The organism is Pseudomonas kurunegalensis, from assembly GCF_030291635.1.
In the GTDB taxonomy this organism is placed as follows: Bacteria; Pseudomonadota; Gammaproteobacteria; order Pseudomonadales; family Pseudomonadaceae; genus Aquipseudomonas; species Aquipseudomonas monteilii.
The window spans coordinates 706577-730666 of sequence record NZ_CP127871.1; the positions used below are offsets into that span (position 1 = coordinate 706577).

Below are 24090 nucleotides of genomic sequence, written 5' to 3' on the forward strand. Positions count from 1 at the left end.
GCACCCTGGCGCAGGCCTGTGGTCCAAGCCCCTGAACCGTCGTGACTGATTAAGGACAAAGCCATGCTGGACTGGAAAAACCGCGAGGCCAAAGCCGAGCCCCGCGAGCGTGTCGATGGCCGCGGCGCTGCTGCCCGTAGCTACCTTGGCGGCCTTTGGAGCCGTGCCCTGGGGACCCTGATCGGGTTGTACCTGCTGGTGTGTATCGGCCTGGGCTGGTACTGGAGCCAGGAGCCTGCGCTGTTCCCGGTGCAGCAGAATGCCCAGGCCGCTGCCGAGCGCACCGGCCAGCAGATGGTGGTGGGTTATACCACCCTCGAAACCCTCAAGACCGTGGCCGGCACCCTGCTGAACAAGCCGGGCGGCTACATTTCCAACGACCGCTTCCCGCCCGGGCTGTGGATGGACAACATGCCGAGCTGGGAATACGGCGTGCTGGTCCAGGTACGCGACCTGTCCCGCGCCCTGCGCAAGGACTTTGCCCGTTCGCAGTCGCAGTCCACCGAGGACGCCGACCTGGCCAAGGCCGAGCCGCGCTTCAACTTTGACAACAAGAGCTGGATCCTGCCATCGAGCGAGTCGGAGTTCGAAGAGGGCATCAAGTCGCTGGCCCGCTACCAGACCCGTCTGGCTGCCGGCGACAAGGGCGCGATCTTCTACACCCGTGCCGACAACCTGAACAACTGGCTGGGTGACGTGGCTACCCGCCTGGGCTCGCTGTCGCAGCGCCTGTCGGCCAGCGTTGGCCGGGTGAAGCTGAACACCACGCTGAAGACCGAGTCGGTGGTTGCCGGCCAGGCGCCGCAGGTGGACGAAGAGCTGGTGGAAACCCCATGGCTGCAGATCGACAACGTGTTCTACGAAGCCCGTGGCCAGGCCTGGGCGCTGTCGCACCTGCTGCGCGCCATCGAGGTGGACTTTGCCGACGTGCTGGCGAAGAAGAACGCCACGGTCAGCGTGCGTCAGATCATTCGTGAGCTGGAAGCCTCGCAAGAGCCGCTGTGGAGCCCGATGGTGCTCAACGGCAGTGGCTTCGGCATGTGGGCCAACCACTCGCTGGTCATGGCCAACTACATTTCCCGGGCTAACGCTGCGGTCATCGACCTGCGTCAGCTGCTGTCGCAGGGTTGATAATGGCCATCAGCCCAAACGAGGCCGCCCACCGGGCGGCTTCCGACCGCGAACAGGTCACCTGGGTGGACGAAGCCGACCAGGTGCTGGGGGCGTTGCCGCGTGCTGAACTGCGCGAGCGGGGTTTGATCGGGCGTTGCACGTTCATTCTGCTGTTCAACAGCGCCGGTGAGTTGTGCGTGCACCGGCGGACCTTGAGCAAAGCGCTGTACCCGGGGTACTGGGATGTGGCGGCGGGCGGCATGGTGACAGCCGGTGAGGGTTATGCCGAATCGGCGGCGCGTGAGCTGGCCGAGGAGTTGGGGATTGAAGGGGTGGAACTGCGGTTTCACGAGCGGTTCTATTTTGACCAGCCCGACAACCGGTTGTGGTGTGCGGTGTATTCAGCGGTGTCGGATGCGCCGTTGCGCTTGCAGCCGGAAGAGGTGATCGAGGCGCGCTTTGTCAGCCTTGAGTTGGCTGAAGAGGAAAGCCTGACGAAGCCTTACTGCCCGGACTCCTTGGCGGCGCTACAGCGCTACAAGGCCAGCCTGAAGTAAAGTTGGGGCTGAAAAGCAGCCCCATTGGCCGGATGGTCGCAAAACATTCGCAAAATGCCGCAATCCAGTACTTAGCAACCGCCCCATTTATCGTTAAACTGCGCGCCCTTTTCGGGCTGTCGCAGGATCTTGCGGCAGTAGCGCCGCCCCTGCCAGAGTGGGGCTTCGCGGTCGGCCTCTACCCCAAGGCACGACCAGTTTTTGTCCTCAGCACAGAGGAACAAAAGTGGCCAAGAAAGCTTCTTCCTTTTCCGCCCTTGGCGGTCTCGTGTACTCCACCGATGCCGGTCGACACTGCCCCGACTGTGGCCAGCCGGTGGACGCCTGCATCTGCAAGCAACAAATCATCCCCGAAGGCGACGGCATTGCCCGTGTGCGCCGTGAGAGCAAAGGCCGTGGCGGCAAGACCGTGACCACCGTCACCGGCGTGCCGCTGCCGCTCGACCAGCTCAAGGAGCTGGCGACCACGCTCAAGCGCCGCTGTGGTACCGGTGGCGCCCTGAAGGACGGGGTGATCGAGATCCAGGGCGACCATGTCGAGCTGTTGATCGGCGAGCTGACCAAACAGGGTTTCAAGGCGAAAAAGTCCGGCGGCTGAGGCCATCGCGCGATTTTTTGCCCAGCGCTTTCTAAACTCGTTCCCGTGGTCAAGGTCTATGCCTGAGCACGGATGAATCGTCATTTTCAGCTTTTACACTCGCTCCGCTGCCTGCGGGGCAGTGTCTTCGACTTATCTATAGGGGACTTGAATGTCCGTACGACGCACACGCAAAGACGATGGTAGCCAATGGACCGTGGCCGACAGCCGCAGTGTTTATGGCATCCGCCATTGGGGCGCTGGTTATTTCGCCATCAATGAAGCCGGGCGCGTCGAAGTGCGCCCCAACGGTCCCAAGAGCGCGCCGATCGACCTGTTCGAGCAGGTCGACGAACTGCGCCAGAGCGGCCTGTCGCTGCCACTGTTGGTACGCTTCCCCGACATTCTGCAGGACCGCGTTCGCCAGCTGACCGGCGCGTTCGACGCCAACATCGCGCGCCTGGAATACCAGAGCAAGTACACCGCGCTGTACCCGATCAAGGTCAACCAGCAAGAAGCCGTGGTGGAAAACATCATCGCCACGCAGAACGTGTCGATTGGCCTGGAAGCCGGCTCCAAGCCCGAGCTGCTGGCCGTGCTGGCGCTGGCGCCAAAGGGCGGCACCATCGTCTGCAACGGCTACAAGGACCGCGAGTTCATCCGCTTGGCACTGATGGGCCAGAAGCTGGGCCACAACGTGTTCATCGTCATCGAGAAAGAGTCGGAAGTGGCTCTGGTGATCGAAGAAGCCGCCGAGCTCAAGGTGAAACCCCAGGTCGGCCTGCGCGTGCGCCTGTCGTCGCTGGCTTCGAGCAAGTGGGCCGACACCGGTGGTGAAAAGTCCAAGTTCGGTTTGTCTGCCGCCCAGTTGCTCTCCGTGGTACAGCGCTTCCGCGATGCGGGCCTGGACCAGGGCATCCGCCTGCTGCACTTCCACATGGGCTCGCAGATCGCCAACCTGGCCGACTACCAGCACGGCTTCAAGGAAGCCATCCGTTACTACGGCGAGCTGCGTGCGCTGGGCCTGCCGGTTGACCACATCGACGTGGGCGGTGGCCTGGGCGTGGACTACGACGGTACCCACTCGCGCAATGCCAGCTCCATCAACTACGACATGGACGACTATGCCGGCGTGGTAGTGGGCATGCTCAAGGAGTTCTGCGACGCGCAGGGCCTGCCGCACCCGCACATCTTCTCCGAGAGTGGCCGTTCGTTGACTGCGCATCACGCCATGTTGGTGATTCAGGTCACCGACGTCGAGAAACACAACGACGACGTGCCGACCATCGAGAACAAGGAAGCCCTGCCCGAGACCGTGCAGTGGCTGGTCGACCTGCTGGGCCCGACCGACATCGAGATGGTGACCGAGACATACTGGCGCGCCACCCACTACATGGGTGACGTGGCGGCGCAGTATGCCGATGGCAAGATCACCCTGGGCGAGAAAGCGCTGGCCGAGCAGTGCTACTTTGCCGTGTGCCGCCGCCTGCACAACTCGCTCAAGGCCCGCCAGCGCTCGCACCGCCAGGTACTGGACGAGCTGAACGACAAGCTCGCCGACAAGTACATCTGCAACTTCTCGGTGTTCCAGAGCCTGCCGGACACTTGGGCCATCGGCCAGGTGCTGCCGATCATCCCGCTGCACCGCCTGGACGAAGAGCCGATGCGTCGCGCGGTGCTGCAGGACCTGACCTGCGACTCCGACGGCAAGATCAACCAGTACGTCGACGAGCAGAGCATCGAGACCAGCATGCCGGTGCATGCGGTGAAAGAGGGCGAGGACTACCTGCTGGGCGTGTTCCTGGTGGGTGCCTACCAGGAAATCCTGGGAGACATGCACAACCTGTTCGGTGATACCGACTCGGTGAACATCTACCAGAATGCCGACGGCAGCGTGTATCACGCCGGTATTGAAACCCACGACACCATCGAGGACATGCTGCGTTACGTGCACCTGTCGCCGGAGGAGTTGATGACCCACTACCGCGACAAGGTGGCCAGTGCCAAGATCACTGCGCGGGAGCGGACGCAGTTCCTGGATGCGTTGCGTCTTGGGCTGACCCGGTCTTCGTACTTGTCGTCCTGAGTATGTTTTGAGTGTTGTAGCGCCTGCGAGATCGAGCGCCGCCCGCGCGGCGCATCGCGAGCAAGCTCGCTCCTACATTTGTTTCGGGCCAATTTTTCCTGAGGGTTTGCGCGCGAACGCTCTAGTGCATGGCTCGATATCGCGCCGTACAAACAAGGCGGTCGCGCGCGTTGGTGCAGGCGTTACTGGCCCGAAACAGATGTAGGAGCGAGCTTGCTCGCGATGCGCCGCGCGGGCGGCGCTCGATCTCAAAGGCGCTGCAACACCCACGGCATACACTTTCAGCATCACCGAATCCACTCACCGCTCTGCTGCAGTCGCCACCCCACCCACCCCAGCGTCACCGCCCGCAACCCCATGAACCCGAGAAACGCCAACCACAACCCATGGTTGCCGAATCCGCTCATGCCTACCGCCACCGGCAGTGCAATCGCTACTGACACCAACATCGCATTACGCATCTCCCGCGCCCGGGTCGCGCCGATGAACAAACCGTCCAGCAAATAACTCCACACCGCAATCAACGGTAGTAGCGCCAGGTACGGCAGGTACGGATAAGCCGCCGCCCGCACACTGTCGATGTCGGTCTGCAAATCGATGAACAGGTGCCCACCCAGCAAGAACAGTGCGGCAAATCCCAGGCTGGTAATCAGCGACCAGCCACACGCGACAACCAGCGAGCGGCGCAGGGTATCCCGGTCGCGGGCGCCGATGGCGTGGCCGCACAAGGCTTCGACCGCATGCGCCAGGCCGTCGAGTGCATAGGCGGTCAACAGCAGGCCGTTGAGCAGCAGGGCGTTGGCCGCCACGGTGGCCTCGCCCAGGCGTGCGCCTTGTACGGTAATCAGCAGGAACACCAGTTGCAGCGCCAGGCTGCGCAGGAAGATGTCGCGGTTGACCGACAGCAGCGGTCGCCAGGCCTGCCAGCGTTTGAGCGCTGCCCACGCGATGTGCCCCGGGTAGGCCCGCAGGGCCGGACGGGTCAGGGCCAGGCCGAGCAGGGCGGCACTCCACTCGGCGATCACCGACGCCCGCGCCGAACCCAGCACCCCCCAGTCCAGCCCCAGGACGAACCACAGGTTCAGGATGATGTTCAGCAGGTTGGTGGTCAGCAGGATGGCCAGCGGTGCCCGGGCGTTCTGGGTGCCGAGGAACCAGCCGACCAGCGCGTAGCTGGCCAGTGCCGCAGGCAGGCCCAGCAGTCGGGTGTGGAAGAAGTCTTCGGTGGATTGCTGAAGGGCTGCGCTGGGTTGCATCGCATGAAGTGCAAGCTGGCTGAACGGCACGGCCAGCAAGCCGATCAGCAGAGCAAAACCGACTGCCAGTAGCAACCCTTGCACCAGCACCTGGCGCAATGCCGCGCCGTCACCACGGCCGGCGGCCTGGGCTGCGAAGCCGGTGGAGCCCATGCGCAGGAAGCCCATCAGGCCGACCATGAAGGTGAACAGCGTGGCGCCCACAGCCACGGCGCCCAACTGGTGGGCGTGGGGAAGGTGGCCGATGACTGTGCTGTCGACCAGAGCAACCAGCGGCACGGAGATGTTGGACAGTATCATCGGCGCGGCCAGCGCCCAGACCTTGCGGTGGGTGGGGCGGTGGCGCCAGTCGGTGGTTAGTGAGGTCATTCGGGGGCCTGGGTCAAATGGCCACAGTGTAACGACCAGGCAACCATTTAGCGCGACGATGGTCTCACCTGGCGCGCAACGCCGGGTGCTGCCCCCGACCTTGCGCTATAGTTGCTGCCCTCACGTACACGCTGCCAAAGAGTTCCTACTCCATGTTCAACAAAGGATTGTTGCTGGCCTGCGCGCTGGCTTTGCTCAGTGCCTGTGACTCTTCCACGCCGGACAAACCGGCGCCGGCCGAGAAACCCGTTGCCACCACGCCCGCTGAAGCCCCCGCGCCCAAGCGCGAGGACCCGGCCGTGCTCGCCAAGCGCTACGAGGGCCGCGAACTCACAGTGCTGGACGTATCCGAAGTGCAGCTCGATGGTGCGGCCACGCTGTCGATCAGCTTCTCCGCACCGCTGGATGCCAAGCAGGACTTTGCCACCAAGGTGCACCTGGTCGACACCGTCAAAGGCAAGCTCGACGGCGCCTGGGAACTCTCTGACAACCAGATGGAACTGCGCCTGCGCCACCTGGAACCACAGCGCAAGCTGGTGCTGACCGTGGATAAGGGCCTGCTCGCGGTCAACGGCAAGCAACTGGACAGCGAGTCGATCACCCAGCTGGAAACCCGCGACATGCAGCCGACCATCGGCTTTGCCAGTCGTGGTTCGCTGCTGCCCACACGCCTGGCCGAAGGGCTGCCGGTGATTGCCCTCAACGTCGACAAGGTCGATGTCGAGTTCTTCCGGGTGAAGCCGGAAATGCTCTCGACATTCCTGGCGAGCTGGGGGCGCAACAGCAGCCTGTACTACTACCAGTCCAAGGAAACCCTGGACATGGCCGAGCTGGTCTACAGCGGCCGCTTCGACCTCAACCCTGCCCGTAACACCCGCGAAACCGTGCTGCTGCCTATCGCCGGCATCAAGCCACTGCAGGACCCGGGCGTGTACCTGGCAGTGATGCGCGCCTCGGGCACCTATGACTACTCGCAGCCGGCGACTTTGTTCACCCTCAGCGACATCGGCGTGTCGGCACACCGTTACCGCGACCGCCTGGACGTGTTCGCGCAGGCGCTGGAAGGCGGCAAGGCGTTGAGCGGCGTCAATCTCGAAATCCATGACGAGAAGGGCAAGTTGCTGGCCCAGGCCAGCACCGATGGCAAAGGCCACGCCCAGCTGCCGATCACCCCCAAGGCCGATACCCTGATCGCCACCCAAGGTGTGCACACCACCCTGCTGCGCCTGAACACCGCCGCGCTGGACCTGGCCGAATTCGACATCACCGGCCCCCAGGCCAACCCGCTGCAGTTTTTCATCTTCGGCCCGCGTGATTTGTATCGCCCAGGCGAAACCGTGCTGCTCAACGGCCTGCTGCGCGACCAGGACGGCAAACCCGTCAAAGCCCAACCCGTCAGCGTGGAAGTGCGCCGCCCGGATGAGCAGGTCAGCCGCAAGTTCGTCTGGGAAGCCGACAGTAATGGCTTGTACCAATACCAGCTGCAACTGGCCACCGAAGCCCCGACCGGGCGCTGGCAGTTGCTGCTCGACCTGGGCGGCGGGCGCAAGCAGGTGTATGAGTTCCTCGTCGAAGACTTCCTGCCTGAGCGCCTGGCGCTGGAGCTGAAGGGCAGCAGCACGCCACTGTCGCCGGATGAGGATGCGCGCATCCAGGTCAATGGCCGTTACCTCTATGGCGCCCCGGCTGCCGGTAATCGCCTGAGTGGCCAGGCCTATGTGCGCCCCCTGCGCGAGGCGGTGCCCGCTCTGCCGGGCTACCAGTTCGGCTCGGTCACCGAAACCGAGCTGAACCAGGATCTGGAACTGGACGAAGTCACCCTCGACCAGGCGGGCAAGGCGGTGGTCGATATCGAAAGCCGCTGGGCCGAAGCCCGCTCGCCGCTGCAACTGACCATGCAAGCCAGCTTGCAGGAGTCGGGTGGCCGTCCGATCACCCGGCGCCTGGAGCAGCCGATCTGGCCAGCCGAGCGCTTGCCGGGCCTGCGTGGCCTGTTCGATGGCGAGGAAACCGACAGTGACGGGCCGGTGGAATTCGAGTTCCTGGTGGCCGACCGCGATGGCAACAAGCTGGCGGCCGATGACCTCAAGGTGCGGCTGATTCGTGAGCGGCGCGACTACTACTGGAACTACTCGCAGAGCGACGGCTGGAGCTACGCCTACAACGAAAAATTCCTCACTCAGAGCGAAGAGACGGTCAGCGTCAAGGCCGGCTCCACTGCCAAGCTGAGCTTCCAGGTTGAATGGGGCCCTTACCGCGTCGAGGTGGAAGACCCGCAAACTGGCTTGGTATCCAGCGAACGCTTCTGGGCCGGCTACCGCGCCCAGGACAACGCCGAAGGCGGTGCCGTACGCCCCGACCAGGTCAAGCTGGCGCTGGACAAACCGTCCTACGCCGACGGTGCCACGGCCAAGGTCACCGTCACCCCGCCTGCCGCAGGTAGCGGCTACCTGATGATCGAGTCCAGCGATGGCCCGCTGTGGTGGCAGGAAATCGACGTGCCCGCCGAGGGCAAGACGTTCGATGTGCAACTGGACAAAGCCTGGGCCCGCCACGACCTGTACATCAGCGCGCTGGTGATCCGCCCGGGTGAGCGCAAGGCCAACGCCACGCCCAAGCGTTCGGTGGGTGTACTGCACCTGCCGCTGGACCGCGCCGAGCGCAAGTTGGCGGTGAGCCTGCAGGCACCGGAGAAAATGCGCCCGAAACAGCCGCTGACCGTGAAGGTAAAGGCCGCCAATGCAGATGGCAGCGTGCCCAAGCAGGTGCATGTGCTGCTGTCGGCGGTGGACGTGGGCATCCTCAACATCACCGACTTCAAAACCCCCGACCCGTTCGCCAGCCTGTTCGGTCGCAAGGCCTACGGTGCCGACCAACTGGACATCTACGGCCAGCTGATCGAAGCCGGGCAGGGCCGCCTGGCCAGCCTGGCGTTCGGTGGTGACGCGGCCATGGCCAAAGGGGGCAAGCGCCCCAATACCACGGTGACCATCGTCGCCCGGCAGAGCCTGCCGGTGACTCTGGATGACAAGGGTGAGGGCGAGGCCACGGTCGATATCCCTGACTTCAACGGTGAGCTGCGGCTGATGGCCCAGGCCTGGACCGAAGAACACTTCGGCATGGCCGAAGGCAAGACCGTGGTTGCCGCACCGCTGATTGCCGAACTGTCGGCGCCGCGCTTCCTGGCCGGAGGCGACCGCACCAGTCTGGCGCTGGATTTGGCCAACCTGTCGGGCCGCGCTCAGCAGCTGAACGTTGAAATCACCACCGAAGGGCAACTGAACCTGGCGGCCAACGCTGTGCAAAGCGTTGCCCTGGCCGAAGGCCAGCGTTCGACACTGATGATCCCGGTGCAGGCCCAGGGCGGCCTGGGGCAAGGCAAGGTGCATGTGCGGGTCACAGGCCTGCAACTACCAAACGAGCCGACCACCGCGTTCGAACGGGAGTGGACGTTGGGCGTGCGTCCGGCCTACCCGGCGATGCTCAAGCACTACCGCGTGGCCCTGAAAGACCAGCCATGGACACTGCCCGAAGCAGACCTGGCGGCCTTCGAGCCTGCCGGCCTGGAAGCCAGCCTGGCCTTGTCGAGCCGGCCGCCGCTGAACCTGGCCGAGCAGATTCGCGCTCTGGAAGCCTACCCCTACGGTTGCCTTGAGCAGACCACCAGCGGCCTTTACCCGTCGTTGTACGCCGATGCCGAGAGCCTCAAGCGCCTGGGCATCAAGGGCGAGCCGGCGGACGTGCGCAAGCGCAAGATCGAGATGGGCATCGAGCACCTGTTGGGCATGCAGCGCTACAACGGCAGCTTTGGCCTGTGGAGTTCGGACAGCGAAGAAGAGTACTGGCTGACTGCCTACGTCACCGACTTCCTGCTGCGTGCCCGTGACCAGGGTTACGGCGTGCCGGCCGAGGCGCTGAAGAAGGCCAGCGAGCGCCTGCTGCGCTACCTGCAAGAGCGCAACCTGATCGAAGTGGACTACAGCGAAAACGCCGACCACACCCGCTTCGCCGTGCAGGCCTATGCAGCGCTGGTGCTGTCGCGCAGTCAGCAGGCGCCGTTGGGGGCCTTGCGTGGCCTGTTCGAGCGCCGTGCCGATGCGCGTTCCGGCCTGCCGCTGGTACAACTGGCAGTGGCACTGGACAAGATGGGCGACAAGCCGCGAGCCGAGCAGGCTTTGCAGGCGGGCCTGGGCATCAGCCGTGGCAAAGGCTGGATGGCGGACTACGGCAGCGCACTGCGTGATCAGGCGTTGATCCTGGCCTTGTTGCAGGAGAGCAATCTGGCCAGCAGCCAGGTCGACCAGCGGCTGTTCGCCTTGTCGGACGAACTGGCGGCCAACCGCTGGTTGTCGACCCAGGAGCGCAATGCACTGTTCCTTGCCGGCCGAGGCCTGTTGGGCAAGCCGGAAGGCAAGTGGCAGGCCCGCCTGGACAGCGCTGGCGAGGTGCGCGAGTTCAACAATGCCGAAGCCGGTATGAAGCTGGAAGGCCCGTTGCTGGCTTCGCCGCTGAGCGTGCAGAACGAAGGCAGCGAGACGCTGTACCAGCAGCTGACCTTGTCCGGTTACCCCCGTCAGGCGCCTGCGGCCGGTGGCAATGGTATGCAGATTCGCCGTGAGTACCTGGGCATGAATGGCCAGCCATTGGACCTGCATAACCTGCGCAGCGGCGACCTGGTGCTGGTGCACCTGGCGCTCAAGGCCGACGACCGAGTGCCGGATGCCTTGGTGGTGGACTTGCTGCCTGCAGGCCTGGAGCTGGAAAACCAGAACCTGGCGCAGAGTGCTGCCAGCCTGGACAACGCCAGTACCGCGGTGAAGGAATGGCGCGAGTCGATGCAGAACGCCAGTGTGGTGCACCAGGAGTACCGTGATGACCGTTATGTTGCTGCGCTCAAGCTCGACGGCTACGGCACCACCCACCTGTTGTACCTGGCGCGGGCGGTGACCCCGGGCACCTACCGCGTGCCGCCGCCGCAGGTTGAGTCGATGTACCGGCCGAACCTGCAGGCCGTGGGAGATGGGCAAGGGGAGATGACCGTAAAAGCCCGGTAATTTGGGAGCTACAAGCTACAAGCTACAAGCCGAGTGGCATACACATGCCTTCTTGCAGCTTGCAGCTTGCAGCTTGTAGCTTGCAGCTGCTCAGTGAATCACCCAGCTCATCACCCACAACCCCAGCACCAGCCAGATGATCCCGAGGATGATCGAGGCGCGCATGAACGCGCGGATGGCCGAGTACAGCAGCATCAGGCCGACGATCAGGGCCAGGATGCTGAGCAGCGAGGTGTCCATGCCCAGTGTGCGCGCCAGGCCGTCGATGAAATTGCCGCCAGCATTGGCCAGCAGGTTGAACAGCCCGCTCAATGCGTCGACGATGAAGCGGATCAACGACCCCAGTGCCTGGCCCAGCCACTCGAAAAAACCTTCTACATGCATAGTTGTTTCCTGATGAACGATTCGGCGAGGTTGCCGTTCCCAAGCCTTTGGCCATCACCTGGCCAGGTCGGTTCCCGATGCCAAGCTTAGCGCGGCCATGCACGCGTGCGGGCAAGTGGTTGCGTGCCACGGTAATCGGCTTGCTCGTGCTGTGTGGCCTGGTGTGGCTGGCTGACCGCATCTGGCCGCTGCCCATGCCGGGCGACGACCTGGCCCGGGTGGTGGTGGCCGAAGACGGCACACCGTTGTGGCGCTTTGCCGATGCCGAGGGTGTCTGGCGCTACCCGGTCAGCCCTGACGAAGTCTCTCCGTTGTACCTGCAGGCCTTGCTGACTTACGAGGACCGTTGGTTCTACCGCCATCCAGGGGTCAACCCGCTGGCCCTGGCCCGAGCCGCCTGGCTGAACCTGCGCGGCGGACGCGTGGTGTCGGGCGGCAGCACGCTGTCGATGCAGGTGGCACGGCTGCTCGACCCGCATGACCGTACCCTGGCCGGTAAACTGCGCCAACTGTGGCGTACGGCGCAGCTGGAGTGGCATCTGTCCAAGCGCGAAATCCTGCAGATCTACCTTGACCGCGCACCCTTTGGCGGCACCTTGCAGGGCGTTGCCGCAGCCAGCTGGGCGTACCTGGGCAAATCACCCATGCACCTGACCCCGGCCGAAGCAGCGCTGCTGGCAGTACTGCCACAGGCGCCCAGCCGGCTGCGGCCGGACCGCCACCCTGCGCGTGCCCAGCGTGCCCGCGACAAGGTGCTGCAGCGCCTGGCCGAATACCAGGTATGGCCTGCGCAGCAGATCCGCGAGGCAGCCGAGGAGCCGCTGGTGCTGGCGCCACGTCAGGAGCCCGCCTTGGCGCCCTTGCTGGCTCGCCGGCTGAACAGTGCCGACAGCCCACCGCTGATCCGCACCACCCTCGATGCGGCACTGCAGCGGCGCCTGGAGGACCTGCTGTTGGGCTGGCGTGCGCGCCTGCCGGAGCGCACCTCGGCAGCCATCCTGGTAGTCGAGGCGCAGACCATGGCGGTGCGTGCCTACCTGGGCTCGATCGATCTGGCCGATGAGCGCCGCTTCGGGCATGTCGACATGGTGCGTTCGCTACGTTCACCCGGTTCTACGCTCAAGCCGTTCCTGTACGGCATGGCGCTGGATGATGGCCTGATCCATTCCGAATCGCTGCTGCAGGACGTGCCACGCCGCTATGGCGACTACCGGCCCGGCAACTTCTCCATGGGCTTCAGCGGGCCGGTGTCGGCCAGTTCGGCGCTGGCCCTGTCGCTCAACTTGCCGGCAGTGCAATTACTGGAGGCCTACGGCCCGAAACGCTTTGCCGCGCAACTGCGAATGGCGGGTATGCCGCTGATACTACCGCCGCTGGCCGAGCCCAACCTGTCGTTGATCCTCGGTGGTGCCGGTAGCCGGCTGGAAGATTTGGTGGGTGGTTACGCAGCCTTCGCGCGCGGTGGCAACAGCGCGAGGGTGCGCTTGCAACCGCAGGACCCGCTGGTAGAGCGGCGTCTGCTGTCGCCGGGGGCGGCGTGGATCATCCGGCGCATTCTCAGTGGCCAGGCACGCCCCGACCGCGACCCGCATGCCGAGCTGGTGCAGCGCCCGCAACTGGCCTGGAAAACAGGCACCAGCTATGGCTTTCGCGATGCCTGGTCGATTGGCGTGGGCCCGCGCTACCTGATCGGCGTGTGGATCGGCCGCCCGGACGGCACACCGGTACCCGGCCAGTTCGGGCTGGCCTCGGCGGCGCCACTGATGCTGCAGGTGCATGACCTGTTGAGCAACCGCGACAGCCAGCGCGGCATCAGCGTGCCGGTGGAGCGGGTGCCGGCGAATATCGGGGTGGCGGCGATCTGTTGGCCGCTGGGCCAGCCGATGAGCAAACAGGACGCCAACTGCCGGCGTCAGCGTTTTGCCTGGACCCTGGATGGCACCACGCCGCCAACCCTGCAAGCTGCCGATCAGCCGCTGGGCCTGGGCCTGCGTGAGCGCGTGTGGGTCAACGAGCAGGGGCTGCGCGTGGATGGTAGCTGCCCAAGCGCCAAGGCCCGCGATATCGCGTTGTGGCCGGCCCCGCTGGAGCCCTGGCTACTCCGTGTCGAGCGGCGCGCGGCGCGCCTGCCGGCCATCGACCCGGCCTGCCCGCCGCAGGTGCCGGCCAGCGCACCGCCGCTGTCGATCGTCGGCGTGCGCCCCGGCGACAACCTGCGCCGCCCGGCCACCAGCAGCGAGCCGTTGCAACTCTATGTATCGGCCTTGGGTGGCGGCGGGCGGCGCTGGTGGTTCCTCAATGGCCAGCCCTTGGGCGAAACCCAGGGGCAGGACAGCCTGCTGGTTCGCTTGCCGCAGGCCGGACAGGCCGAGCTCAGCGCGCTGGATGAAAGCGGCGAGACGGCGCGGGTGGCGTTCCAGGTCAGCGAGTAGGCGTTCGACGGCATTCGGGCCAGCACCTACGCTTGCAGATAACGGGTGTGACCGGCTGGCGCCCCGCAAACCAAGGGAACATGGAGCGCCCTATGCGTCCTCTGGCCGTGCCCCTGCTGTTGTTGCCTTGGGCGCTTGCTGCCCACGCAGAACCGTTGCCGGGTTTTCTCGACAGCCATGAATACGAACGGCGCCTGCCTGCTGCCAACCTGCCGATAGAGGCCTACCGTCCCATCAGCCCCAACCTGAGGTTGGCCGGGCCGGTTGGCGAAAGACTTGACTGGGCACCTGCGGACACGCCCGTCGTTGTGCATAGAGTGCGCTTCGAGGGTGGCACGGTGTTCCCCTTGAGTGATCTGCGCGAGCACTACCAGCCGCTGGTCGGGCGCCAGACCACGTTGGGCGAGTTGCAGCAGTACACCCAGCAGCTAACCCAGCGCTATCGGCAGGAGGGTTACCTGCTTTCCTATGCCTACCTGCCACCGCAGGATGTGGCCGAAGGCCGGGTGAATGTGGTGCTGGTCGAGGGTTACATCCGCGATTACCACGTCGACGGTGATATCGGCCCGGCCAGCGACTATCTCCGGCAGCTATTGGCACGCCTTGAGGTTGAGCGCCCGCTGACCCGCGAAACGCTAGAGCGCTACCTGGGGCTGGCAGGGCGCCTGCCCGGCGTGTCGATAGAGGCTGAGCTGGCGATGGCCCGAACCGGTGACGGTGCGGCCCTTTTGACCGTACATGCGTGGCACAAGCCGTTCAGCGCCGCTGTTACGTTGGCAGACGCCAGTCGCGATGATGTACAGGCGCTGCTGACGGCCACCAGCAATGCCCAGACCCGCTTTGCCGAACAGTTCCAGGCCAGCCTGCTACTGCCCCCGGGCGATGACCAGGTGCATTACCAACGGCTGGATTACAACCAGTACCTGGACGAGGCCGGCAGCCAACTGTTGTTGTCGGCTTCGCGCTACCGCAGTGAGCCGGGCACGCGAATCCGCCTGGACGATGGCCACGACATCACCCGTGAGCGCGACAGCCAACGCTATGCGATAGGCCTGCGCCAACCTGTGATTGTCAGGCCGAATGAATGGCTGGCCGTGCAGGGGCACTTGTATGCGGTCAGCGAACATGTCGAAGAGCGGCAGTCTTCGTCACGGGACTACGACACTTCTGTGCGCGCGCTGTCATTCGAGGGCGACTGGCGCAAAGTGGAAGGTAGTCGCCTGCGCATTGTCAGTGCCGGGGTCTACCAAGGCCTCGACTACCTGGGCGCCCGCAGCGATGCCGACTACGACATGGACTTTTTGCGGTTCAGGTTGTCGGGGTTACAAAGTGACCCGCTGTCAGCGAGTTGGCGGGGTGTAGTGTCCGGCGCGTTGTACTGGAGTGATGACCGGCTGCCCGATAGCGAACGGGTGGGGTTTGGTGGGCAGAGCTTCGGGGGTGGCTATCCCCGTGATCAGGCCGACGGAGACAAGGGGTGGGGTGTGGCTTACGAGGTGAGCTACAGCATGCGGGGTAGCAGGTTGGCGCTGGTACAGCCCTATTTGGCAGTGGATGCGGCGCAGACCTGGCATAACCGGGGATCGGTGGAGGATGCACATCTGGCGTCGGCAGCGCTTGGAGTACGGTTGGGGGATGGGCGGCTTTTCAATGTTGCGTTGGAGGTGGCAAAACCGCTGGCGGATGTGGCCTTGGACAGTCTGGACCGTGCCCCCCGCTTGACCTTGAGTGTTGGCCTTCAACTGTAGGGGGGCGCTTTGCGCCCCTTTCGCGACACAAGGCCGCTCCTACAAGAGATCACGTCCCCGGCCTTGCGCGGTCCCCTGTAGGAGCGGCCTTGTGTCGCGATGGGCTGCAGAGCAGCCCCAAAATATCGAAACCACCCCTTCAATGGGTAGTAAACCGCTGGTGAACCGGTGACGAACTGGGCGTCAGCGCCAGTGCCAGCTGGGTGCGGTTGTGCATGTGGGTCAGGCGCAGTACCTGCGACACATACAGCTTCACCGTGTTTTCGGTAATGCCCAGCTCACAGGCAATCTGGTAGTTGGTCTTGCCCTTGCTCACCAGTCGCGCCACTTCCAGCTGGCGTGGCGACAGCTTTTCGAACGCCGCCGGTAGCTCGCTCTCACTGTCTTCCGCATCGCTGGCGCGTCGGTGGGTGCCTTGGCCGCGGGCCTTTTCCAGGTCCTGGTACAATTCGTCCACCGAGTCGGCCAGATCCTGCAACCGCTGGTTCAACCCGCCCAAGGCGCGGACGTTGCGCTGGCGCTCTTGCAGGGCCTCTTCCTGGCGGCGCACGCCTTCGAGCAGTTCATCGAGGTCCATGGGCTTCTGGTAGTAATCGGCAAAGCCTTCACGCAGGGCACGGATCACATCCTGTTTATCCGCGCGCCCAGTCAGCATGATGGCTTCGAACATGCGCTGCCCGGCGATTTCCTTGAGCGCGCGAACCAGTTCGATACCATCTCGGTCCGGCATGTGCAGGTCGCAGATGATCAGGCCAATGGCCTCGTCGGCCAGGTAGCGCTCGAGGGCTTCGTCGGTGGAATGGGCCGGCAGGCAGTGGTAACCCTGGGTTTCAAGAAACTCACACAGCTGTTCGACGATGACTGGCTGGTCATCGACCACTAAAATCTTCACATCACTGAAAGGTCTGGACACGATCAACTCCCTGTTCGTATGCGGCCCTGCTCCCGGGCCAGACGCTCTGGCAGCTTAAAAATAGCCCTACGTTGCGATTTTGTACAAGGCATGTACAAGGTATCGGACCATAGGTTGGCTTATTGGATCCATACCGCCGTTAGAAGAAAACCTGCTAGCACATAGGGTACGAAGGCCTGTTTGTCGCCCATTTCTTCAGTCAGGGTTTGCAAGCGCTTCTTCACTTTCGGGTTGAGCAGGGTCCACAGGCGCCGGCGGGTGAGCAGCCATACCAGCACACTGACGCCGGCGCCGATGAAGGTGCCGAGCACGTATTGCGGGCTGGTGGCGAGGGCCAGTGCGCCCATCAGCTTGACGTCGTCGGCACCGAAGCGGCCGAGCATATAGCCAGGCAAGGTCAGCAGCATGACGATGGCCAGCGCCCAGCCGGCATCGGTGGCCTCGGCGCCGATCCAGCTGCGGCCGGTGGCGAACAGCCAGACCAGAGCGCCCGTTGCCACGCCCAGGGTCAGCAGGTTGGAGATCTGGCGTTGACGCACATCCTGTTCGGAGCACAAGGCAAGCCACAGCAGGAGAACAATGCTTTGCATTGGCAGGTCGCCTTTCCCAAAAGTTGAACACTTCTACCCGGTCAGTCAGGTTTCCTTAAGTGAAGATAGACGGGAACCTGCGGACAAGTGGTCGGGAAGGGGAAAAAGGCGTGGTCGAAATGGATTTTGTCGTTCTTGACACCGTTCAAGTGTGGGAGCGGCCTTGTGTCGCGAAAAGGCGCTCCCACCCTTACAGGCTGAGGCTTATTTCTTGCTGCCCGGCGGGTAGTTACCCAGTACCTTGGCCACGGTGTTGTGGATGGCGCTGTTGCGTTCTTCCGGGCTTGGCGGGTAGTTGTTCATGATTTGCTCGGCACTGCCGCGCCACACCAGCTTGCCGTCACGCCCGTCGAACATGTCCACCTGAATGGTCGCGACCTTGTAGTCGACACTGCGGGTTTCGTTGTACATCGGGCCACCCCAGTAACCGCCCCAATAGCCACCCCAGCCACCGCCATAGTTGGTGGTGATCTGCTGCTGGCGCTGCTCGACGATCAGGTAGGTGCGGACCGTCAGGTCAGGCCGTGCTCCACCCTGGACGGGGCGCAGCCCACGCTGGTCGAGCTGGTCGGCCACCGCCTGGCGGATGCGCTGCTCGGTAAGGTCGCTCTTGATGCGGGGGTCGTCCGGGCGGTACTGCAGGCCCGGTTCCTGCCATGCCCAGCTTCGGTAGGCGGCAAAGTCACGGCTGGCATCGAAATCCTGCTGGACGTTGTTGCTGGAGCAGGCTGCAAGCAGTAACACGAATGACAGTAGAACGAGACGGCGCAACATGATGGTTCTCCGTTAGCGATTAACTGGGAGGATAGCCGCTGAGCGCCTTGTGCACAGAGTCGCGCAGGGCGCTTTCGCGTTCACGCGGCGAGTCCTTGTCGCTGCCGCTTTCGGCGCTGGCGCTCCATACCGGCTGACCGCTGTGGGCGTCGTACAGGTCGATGCGCACTACCATCACCTCCACTTCGTAGGTGCGCACGATGGGCACGCTGGCATAACCCCCGTAGCCATGGCGATAGCCACCATAGCCCACGCCACCGTAGGGGTAGGGGCCGTAGTACGGGTCGTAGGTGTCGTAGTCACGCACCTGGCGCAAGCGTTTTTCCAGGCGCATGTCGGCGCTTACCAGCAGATCGCCGGTGGCACCTCGGGCGGGGCGCAGGCCATGCTGGTCGAGTGCCCCGCTGACAGCATCGGCCAGTTGCGCCGGGTCGGCATTGGCCGAGCCACTGGGCAACTGGCCGTTGCGCCAGCTCCAGCTGCGGTAGTGCCCGTAATCGCGGGCAGGTGCCGGGTACGCACTGGCGTCGAAGGTGGTGGCCGCCTGGGCGGGGGCCGGAGGCAGCGGGCGGCTGCTGGCCACATACGGGTTGCTGCCCTGGCAGCCAGCCAGGGCGAATGGCAGCAGGGCCAGGCACAACAGACGGTACGGCATGAATTCCTCCGGCAGGGTGGGTTAGCGGGGGCGGCACACCCAGTGCAGGTAGCGACCAAGCCCGGCGAAGGCGGGGTGGCGGCGGTGGGCCAGTTCCATTTCCAGCAGGTCGAGCAGCTCGGCCTTGCCCTGGAACTCCTTGGGCATGTAGTCGTGGAACACCCGCACACCGCTTTCGCTTTCAACTTGCCACATAGGATCAAGTTGCGCCTTGAGCTCGCGTGGATCAAGCGGTTTCTGTGGGGTCAGGCTCTGCTTTTCACCTTCCAGCCGGTTGCTGCGCAACTTGCGGAAATGGCCCTTGAGCAGGTTGCGATAGACCAGCGCGTCGCGGTTGTAGAAGGCCAGTGACAGCCACCCGGAAGGGGCTGTGAGCTGGTGCAGCACGGGCAGGATGCTTTCCGGCTCTGCCAGCCATTCGAGCACGGCATGGCACAGCACCAGGTCGTAAGGTTCGGTGAGCTGGCCGAGCAGATCTTGCCAGGGGGCCTGGATGAACGTGGCAGTCTGGCCTGCCTCGGCAAAGCGCGCACGGGCCCCATCGAGCATGGGGGCGGCAGGCTCGGCCAGGGTCAGGTGATGACCACGCTGGGCCAGCCACAAGGCCATGTGGCCCAGCCCGGCACCGATGTCCAGAATGCGCAGCGGCCGATCGGGCAGTGCCTCGGCCAGGTCGGCTTGCAGCACGGCCAGGCGGATCGCACCCTTGGCACCGCCGTAGATCTTCTCGGCAAAGCGAGTGGCCAGCTCATCGAAGTGACGGTCATTCATCGGGCGAAGCGCCTTTCGCTGTCGGCCAGCTTGGCCCGCACCACCTGGTCCATGTCCAGGCCCAGCTCGCTGCACAGCAGCAACAGATAGAGCACCACATCACCGACCTCCTGGCCGGCATGGGCCAGTTTGTCGGCAGGCAGCTGGCGCGATTCGTCTTCGCTCAGCCACTGGAAAATTTCTACCAGCTCGGCCATTTCGACGCTGGCGGCCATGGCCAGGTTTTTCGGGCTGTGGAAGCCGCGCCAGTCGTTGTTGTCGCGGATCTGATGCAGGCGTTGGGTGAGTTCTTGCAGATTCATCGGGGTCTCCTAATGCTGCATAGCTTCTGCCCAGGCCCGATGCAAAGCAAGTGGCCTACACCCGATCCCACCGCCCGACCATATGCAGTACCTCCCCATGCCCATCCAGCCGTAGCTGACCTGCAGGGCCCGCCTCACTGGCACTGAGCACCACCTCCGACGGCAACCTTACCGGTTTGCGGAAGTCCACCTCAAAGGCATATCCACTGTGTGGCAGGTGCCCACGCAATGCCGCCAGGGCCATGGCCTTGCTCCACATGCCATGGGCAATGGCTGTAGGAAAGCCGAACAACCGGGCACTTACCGCACTGAGGTGGATAGGGTTGTAGTCCCCGCAGACCTTGGCATACCGCCGGCCGATGTCACTGTCGGCGTACCAGCGGGTGGCCTCGGGCAACGCATCAGGCTCAACGTCGGCAAGCGCGCTTGCCTCGCCTTCTAGCTTCAACCCACGTACCAGCATGCGGCTGGTCTCACGCCAGAGCAGGCCAATGCCGTCTTCGGCCTCGGTGACCAGCTCGAAGGTGCCGCCCTTTGCATGCGGTTGCAGGTTGTGCGCATACACCGCGAAGCGCAGCCCTTCGATACCGCCAAGCGGGCGCAGCACTTCGATGCGGTTGTACAGATGCACCAGGCCGAGCAGTGGGAAGGGGAAGTCTGGAGCGGTCATCAACTGCAACTGCAGGTTGAACGCCATGACATGTGGATACGTCGCCGGCAGGCGGCCATCGTCGGGAAAGTGGCAGAGCTTCCGGTAGGCGCTCAGGTTGCCCGGCTGAACCGGGATGAAGCAGCGTAGGCCATCGTCCGGCAGGTGGTCGCCGCTGATGGTGCGCTTGCTGGCTGCGCGCAGGTACAGGCTGGCGCGCGAAGCCGGGCTGTGCAGGTCATGCCAGTGTCGGCTCATGCTCAGGCCCCCATCAATGCCTGGCCGCACACCCGCAGCACCTGGCCGTTGACTGCCCCGGAGCCCGGTTGGCTGAGCCAGGCAATGGCTTCGGCGACGTCCTGCGGGCGCCCGCCCTGGCCCAACGAGCTCAGGCGCCGGCCGGCCTCGCGCAGGCCCATGGGCATGGCTGCGGTCATGTGGGTTTCGATAAAGCCGGGCGCCACGGCATTGATGCTGCTGCCACGTTCGGCGAGCCGGGGCGCCCAGGCCTGGGCCAGACCGATCAGCCCGGCCTTGCTGGCGGCGTAGTTGGCTTGCCCACGGTTGCCGGCAATGCCGCTGACCGAGGCCAGCAGGGTGATACGTGCGTTTGCCCCCAGCGCGCCACTGTCATACAGCGCCTGGGTCAGCACCTGTGGGGCCTTGAGGTTGACGGCCAGCACCGCGTCCCAGTAGTCCGGGGTCATGTTGGCCAAGGTCTTGTCACGCGTGATGCCGGCGTTGTGCACCACGATGTCGATGCCGTCGGGCAAGGCTGCCAGCAGTTGCGTTGCCGCGTCTCTGGTGCAGATGTCCAGCGCCAGCGCCTTGCCACCCAGGCGTGCAGCGAGGGCGTCGAGGTCCTGGCTGGCCTGTGGTACATCCAGCAGCAGCACGTCGGCGCCGTCCCGTGCCAGGGTTTCGGCAATGGCAGCGCCGATGCCGCGCGCTGCACCAGTGACCAGGGCACGACGGCCGGCCAGTGGGCGGGTCCAGTCCTCCACCTGGCTGATACAGGCTTCCAGGCGCAGCACCTGGCCAGAGATGAAGGCGCTCTTGGGCGAGAGGAAAAAGCGCAGGGCGCCTTCCAGCTGGTCATCGGCACCGGGGGCGACATACAGCAGCTGGGCAGTCGCGCCGTTGCGCAGCTCCTTGGCCAGCGAACGGCTGAAGCCTTCAAGTGCCCGTTGGGCAACGCTGGCCAACAGGTTGTCGAGGCTTTCCGGTGCGCGCCCCAGCACCACGATATGCGCGCAAGGCGCCAGGCTACGCAGCAGGGGCTGGAAAAATTCGCGCAACTGCTTCAAGGCATCGCTGTCGGACAGATGACGGGCATCGAATACCACGGCCTTGATTTTCGGCCCCAGGCCGGCCACCCAGGCTTCAGCCTGCAAATCGTCGGCATTGAAGCTGTAAACCTCGTCAGTCAGGCGTGGGGCGATGGCTTCGACCTGTTTCGCCATTGGCCCGCCGCCCAGCACCAGCGCCCCTTCCACCGGGCGTAGGCGGCCGGCCTGCCAGCGCTCCAGCGGGGCCGGACGTGGCAGGCCAAGGGCATCCACGAGGCGGCGGCCGAGGTTGGAGTTGGCAAAGCCGAGGTAGCGATCGCTCATGACTGGGTCTCCGCAAAGGCAAGCTTGAAAGTGTGGACCAACTTTGTGGCAAGGTCGTTCGCCCACGGTAAAAACACCTAGGCTGTACGGATCAAATTGTTTCAGGAGGAAAAAGCGCATGCGTTCACCTCGCCGGGTCGCGATCCTGGGCGGCAACCGAATTCCCTTCGCCCGCTCCAACGGCGCTTACGCCACGGCCAGCAACCAGGCGATGCTCACTGCTGCCCTTGAAGGATTGATCGAACGCTATCGCCTGCATGGGCTGCGGCTGGGGGAGGTAGTGGCTGGCGCGGTGCTCAAGCACTCGCGCGACATGAACCTGACCCGCGAATGTGTGCTGGGTTCGCGCCTTTCACCGCAGACCCCGGCCTATGACCTCCAGCAAGCGTGCGGCACCGGGCTAGAAGCGGCGTTGCTGGTGGCCAACAAGATAGCCCTGGGGCAGATCGACAGTGGTATCGCCGGCGGCGTGGATACCACCTCCGACGCACCGATTGCCGTCAACGAAGGCCTGCGCCACATCCTCCTGCAAGCCAACCGTGGAAAAAGCCTGAGCGAGCGGCTCAAGCCCTTTCTCAAGCTAAGGCCTCACCACCTGAAACCCGAACTACCACGCAATGGCGAACCACGCACCGGGCTGTCGATGGGCGAGCATTGCGAGCGTATGGCCCAGGCCTGGCGCATTGGCCGCGCTGAACAGGACGCGTTGGCGCTGCTCAGCCACCAGAAGCTGGCTGCCGCGTATGCCGAGGGTTGGCAGGATGATTTGCTGACGCCGTTTCTTACGTTGACCCGCGACAATAACCTGCGCCCCGACCTGACCCTTGAGCAGTTGGCCAAGCTGCAACCCGCCTTTGACCGCAGCGGGCAGGGCACGCTGACGGCCGGTAATGCCACACCGCTGACGGACGGCGCCTCTATGGTGTTGCTGGGCAGCGAGGAATGGGCCGCGCAGCAGGGGCTGGAGGTGCTGGCTTATCTGGTGGATGGCGAAACCGCTGCGGTGGATTTTGTGACCGGTCGCGAAGGGCTCTTGATGGCGCCGGTGTATGCCGTGCCACGCTTGCTGGCGCGCAATGGCCTGACCTTGCAAGACTTTGACTACTACGAAATCCACGAAGCCTTCGCTGCCCAGGTGCTGTGTACGCTCAAGGCCTGGGAAGATGCCGATTATTGCCGTGAGCGGTTGGGGCTGGAGGCGCCGCTTGGGGCGATTGACCGCAGCAAGCTCAATGTAAAAGGCAGTTCGCTGGCAGCGGGGCACCCGTTTGCGGCCACCGGAGGGCGCATATTGGCCAACCTGGCCAAGCTGTTGGCCACGGCAGGGAAGGGGCGGGGGTTGATATCGATTTGTGCGGCAGGTGGGCAGGGGGTGACGGTGATTGTCGAGCGCACCTGACGTGCTCTTGCGTCAGCTGTTAGGCTTGTCCCATCAGAACTACAAGAAGCCGCCATGCCGATCATCGGACACCCCCGCGCCATCCCGGCGCTGGACCACCTGCCCAGGCCCCTCTATGCCCGTGCCGAAAGCCTCGGCGCCGGCTCCTGGACCACCCGCCACCAGCACGACTGGGTGCAGTTTTCCTACGCCATCAGCGGCGTACTTGGCGTGTACACCCGCGACGGCAGTTACTTCGCGCCGCCCCAGTGGGGGGTGTGGATTCCTGCTGATGCCGAGCACGAAGTAGTGACCTCGATGCAGGCCGAAATGCGCAGCCTGTATGTACGGCGTGATGCCTGCCCGTGGGCACCGGAGCAATGCCGGGTGCTGGAAGTAACCCCGCTGGCACGCGAGCTGATCAAGCAGTTTTGCCTGTTCCCGGCGGATTACCCCGAAGATGACAGCGCCGAAGCACGCCTGGTGGCGGTGCTGCTCGACCAGTTGCGCACGTTGCCCGAGGTCGGGTTTTCGCTGCCGTTGCCACGGCACCCTGGGTTGCTGGCGCTGTGCAACGGTTTGATTGCTGCACCGGACCAGCCGCAGACATTGCAGCAGTGGGCGCGGGAGCTGGGTTGCTCGGAGAAGACGCTGATGCGGCTGTTCCAGCGGGAGACCGGGTTGAGCTTTCGCAACTGGCGGCAGCGCATGCGGCTGTTGTCGTCGCTGGCATTGCTGGAGGCGGGGGAGAATGTGACCGAGGCGGCGCTGGGGTGTGGGTATGACTCGACTTCGGCTTACATTGCGGCGTTCAAGCAGCTGTTTGGGGCGACGCCCGGAGAGCTCAAACTCTAGTGTTGCCTGACCCG

At 64.4% G+C, this 24090-nt stretch carries 19 protein-coding genes; 9 read left to right on the forward strand and 10 right to left on the reverse strand.

What is annotated here, in order from left to right; all coding sequences use genetic code 11:
* The first annotated feature begins 63 nt into the window (after positions 1-63).
* The 4 genes from QQ992_RS03160 to speA all read left to right on the forward strand — a co-directional run bounded on the left by QQ992_RS03160 (position 64) and on the right by speA (position 4333).
* Positions 64-1131 carry a DUF2333 family protein gene (locus QQ992_RS03160; RefSeq protein WP_286112197.1) on the forward strand — a complete coding sequence of 356 codons (1068 nt, stop codon included), beginning with the start codon at positions 64-66 and terminating at the stop codon, positions 1129-1131.
* Between the two features lie 2 nt (positions 1132-1133).
* Positions 1134-1670, forward strand: coding sequence for an NUDIX hydrolase (locus tag QQ992_RS03165; protein ID WP_119368717.1), 537 nt, complete (start codon positions 1134-1136; stop codon positions 1668-1670).
* Positions 1671-1896: 226 nt separating this feature from the next.
* Positions 1897-2268 (forward strand): translation initiation factor Sui1, encoded by a 372-nt coding sequence (locus QQ992_RS03170; protein WP_025754639.1) that lies wholly within the window; start codon positions 1897-1899, stop codon positions 2266-2268.
* A 151-nt stretch (positions 2269-2419) separates the two neighbouring features.
* Complete coding sequence (gene speA, locus QQ992_RS03175; RefSeq protein ID WP_016715402.1) at positions 2420-4333, forward strand: arginine decarboxylase; 1914 nt, start codon at positions 2420-2422, stop codon at positions 4331-4333.
* A 287-nt stretch (positions 4334-4620) separates the two neighbouring features.
* Here speA and QQ992_RS03180 read toward each other — a convergent pair whose 3' ends face one another.
* A complete protein-coding gene (locus tag QQ992_RS03180) occupies positions 4621-5958 on the reverse strand; it encodes an MATE family efflux transporter (protein ID WP_286112198.1) in 1338 nt (445 codons plus the stop codon).
* Positions 5959-6110: 152 nt separating this feature from the next.
* Here QQ992_RS03180 and QQ992_RS03185 point away from each other — a divergent pair, with 152 nt between their 5' ends.
* Positions 6111-11012 carry an alpha-2-macroglobulin family protein gene (locus tag QQ992_RS03185; RefSeq protein WP_286112199.1) on the forward strand — a complete coding sequence of 1634 codons (4902 nt, stop codon included), beginning with the start codon at positions 6111-6113 and terminating at the stop codon, positions 11010-11012.
* A 90-nt stretch (positions 11013-11102) separates the two neighbouring features.
* Here QQ992_RS03185 and QQ992_RS03190 read toward each other — a convergent pair whose 3' ends face one another.
* Complete coding sequence (locus QQ992_RS03190) at positions 11103-11396, reverse strand: hypothetical protein (protein WP_016715405.1); 294 nt, start codon at positions 11394-11396, stop codon at positions 11103-11105.
* Between the two features lie 77 nt (positions 11397-11473).
* Between QQ992_RS03190 and pbpC the strand changes: the two genes are divergently transcribed.
* Positions 11474-13828, forward strand: coding sequence for a peptidoglycan glycosyltransferase PbpC (pbpC, locus tag QQ992_RS03195; RefSeq protein WP_286112200.1), 2355 nt, complete (start codon positions 11474-11476; stop codon positions 13826-13828).
* A gap of 92 nt (positions 13829-13920) precedes the next feature.
* The gene (locus tag QQ992_RS03200; protein WP_286112201.1) at positions 13921-15576 is read left to right on the forward strand and encodes a ShlB/FhaC/HecB family hemolysin secretion/activation protein; all 1656 of its coding nucleotides are present in this window, start codon (positions 13921-13923) and stop codon (positions 15574-15576) included.
* Between the two features lie 139 nt (positions 15577-15715).
* Here the strand turns inward: QQ992_RS03200 and QQ992_RS03205 are convergent, their stop codons facing one another.
* From QQ992_RS03205 to QQ992_RS03240, 8 genes are all read right to left on the reverse strand, one after another.
* Positions 15716-16489 (reverse strand): response regulator transcription factor, encoded by a 774-nt coding sequence (locus QQ992_RS03205; RefSeq protein ID WP_286112202.1) that lies wholly within the window; start codon positions 16487-16489, stop codon positions 15716-15718.
* A gap of 119 nt (positions 16490-16608) precedes the next feature.
* A complete protein-coding gene (locus tag QQ992_RS03210) occupies positions 16609-17079 on the reverse strand; it encodes an A24 family peptidase (RefSeq protein WP_105948290.1) in 471 nt (156 codons plus the stop codon).
* Between the two features lie 204 nt (positions 17080-17283).
* Positions 17284-17853, reverse strand: coding sequence for a DUF4136 domain-containing protein (locus QQ992_RS03215; protein WP_105948291.1), 570 nt, complete (start codon positions 17851-17853; stop codon positions 17284-17286).
* 19 nt (positions 17854-17872) lie between these two features.
* The gene (locus QQ992_RS03220; RefSeq protein WP_286112203.1) at positions 17873-18508 is read right to left on the reverse strand and encodes a DUF4136 domain-containing protein; all 636 of its coding nucleotides are present in this window, start codon (positions 18506-18508) and stop codon (positions 17873-17875) included.
* 21 nt (positions 18509-18529) lie between these two features.
* Entirely contained in the window at positions 18530-19279 is a 750-nt protein-coding gene (locus QQ992_RS03225; protein WP_105948293.1) for a methyltransferase, read from the reverse strand.
* A complete protein-coding gene (locus QQ992_RS03230) occupies positions 19276-19581 on the reverse strand; it encodes a MazG-like family protein (RefSeq protein ID WP_009685784.1) in 306 nt (101 codons plus the stop codon). Before QQ992_RS03230 ends, QQ992_RS03225 begins: the two co-directional genes overlap by 4 nt.
* Before the next feature lie 55 nt (positions 19582-19636).
* Entirely contained in the window at positions 19637-20488 is an 852-nt protein-coding gene (locus QQ992_RS03235; RefSeq protein ID WP_286112204.1) for a MaoC family dehydratase, read from the reverse strand.
* 2 nt (positions 20489-20490) lie between these two features.
* Positions 20491-21843: a 3-oxoacyl-ACP reductase gene (locus QQ992_RS03240; protein WP_286112205.1), complete on the reverse strand. Its 1353-nt coding sequence runs from the start codon at positions 21841-21843 to the stop codon at positions 20491-20493.
* A 118-nt stretch (positions 21844-21961) separates the two neighbouring features.
* On the opposite strand from QQ992_RS03240, the gene QQ992_RS03245 reads away from it, so the two are divergent.
* Together QQ992_RS03245 and QQ992_RS03250 are read left to right on the forward strand one after the other, a co-directional pair.
* The gene (locus QQ992_RS03245; RefSeq protein ID WP_286112206.1) at positions 21962-23242 is read left to right on the forward strand and encodes an acetyl-CoA C-acetyltransferase; all 1281 of its coding nucleotides are present in this window, start codon (positions 21962-21964) and stop codon (positions 23240-23242) included.
* Between the two features lie 54 nt (positions 23243-23296).
* Positions 23297-24076: an AraC family transcriptional regulator gene (locus QQ992_RS03250; RefSeq protein ID WP_019099766.1), complete on the forward strand. Its 780-nt coding sequence runs from the start codon at positions 23297-23299 to the stop codon at positions 24074-24076.
* The last annotated feature ends 14 nt before the right edge of the window (positions 24077-24090 follow it).

What these genes read in the sequence shown, in the direction of transcription:
- speA (WP_016715402.1), top strand. Translation starts at nt 2,420, where the DNA reads ATGTCCGTACGACGCACACGCAAAGACGATGGTAGCCAATGGACCGTG.
- QQ992_RS03250 (WP_019099766.1), top strand. Translation starts at nt 23,297, where the DNA reads ATGCCGATCATCGGACACCCCCGCGCCATCCCGGCGCTGGACCACCTG.
- QQ992_RS03185 (WP_286112199.1), top strand. Translation starts at nt 6,111, where the DNA reads ATGTTCAACAAAGGATTGTTGCTGGCCTGCGCGCTGGCTTTGCTCAGT.
- QQ992_RS03245 (WP_286112206.1), top strand. Translation starts at nt 21,962, where the DNA reads ATGCGTTCACCTCGCCGGGTCGCGATCCTGGGCGGCAACCGAATTCCC.
- QQ992_RS03165 (WP_119368717.1), top strand. Translation starts at nt 1,134, where the DNA reads ATGGCCATCAGCCCAAACGAGGCCGCCCACCGGGCGGCTTCCGACCGC.
- QQ992_RS03235 (WP_286112204.1), bottom strand. Translation starts at nt 20,488, where the DNA reads ATGAGCCGACACTGGCATGACCTGCACAGCCCGGCTTCGCGCGCCAGC.
- QQ992_RS03240 (WP_286112205.1), bottom strand. Translation starts at nt 21,843, where the DNA reads ATGAGCGATCGCTACCTCGGCTTTGCCAACTCCAACCTCGGCCGCCGC.
- QQ992_RS03210 (WP_105948290.1), bottom strand. Translation starts at nt 17,079, where the DNA reads ATGCAAAGCATTGTTCTCCTGCTGTGGCTTGCCTTGTGCTCCGAACAG.
- QQ992_RS03160 (WP_286112197.1), top strand. Translation starts at nt 64, where the DNA reads ATGCTGGACTGGAAAAACCGCGAGGCCAAAGCCGAGCCCCGCGAGCGT.
- pbpC (WP_286112200.1), top strand. Translation starts at nt 11,474, where the DNA reads ATGCCAAGCTTAGCGCGGCCATGCACGCGTGCGGGCAAGTGGTTGCGT.
- QQ992_RS03220 (WP_286112203.1), bottom strand. Translation starts at nt 18,508, where the DNA reads ATGCCGTACCGTCTGTTGTGCCTGGCCCTGCTGCCATTCGCCCTGGCT.
- QQ992_RS03190 (WP_016715405.1), bottom strand. Translation starts at nt 11,396, where the DNA reads ATGCATGTAGAAGGTTTTTTCGAGTGGCTGGGCCAGGCACTGGGGTCG.
- QQ992_RS03230 (WP_009685784.1), bottom strand. Translation starts at nt 19,581, where the DNA reads ATGAATCTGCAAGAACTCACCCAACGCCTGCATCAGATCCGCGACAAC.
- QQ992_RS03225 (WP_105948293.1), bottom strand. Translation starts at nt 19,279, where the DNA reads ATGAATGACCGTCACTTCGATGAGCTGGCCACTCGCTTTGCCGAGAAG.
- QQ992_RS03215 (WP_105948291.1), bottom strand. Translation starts at nt 17,853, where the DNA reads ATGTTGCGCCGTCTCGTTCTACTGTCATTCGTGTTACTGCTTGCAGCC.
- QQ992_RS03180 (WP_286112198.1), bottom strand. Translation starts at nt 5,958, where the DNA reads ATGACCTCACTAACCACCGACTGGCGCCACCGCCCCACCCACCGCAAG.
- QQ992_RS03200 (WP_286112201.1), top strand. Translation starts at nt 13,921, where the DNA reads ATGCGTCCTCTGGCCGTGCCCCTGCTGTTGTTGCCTTGGGCGCTTGCT.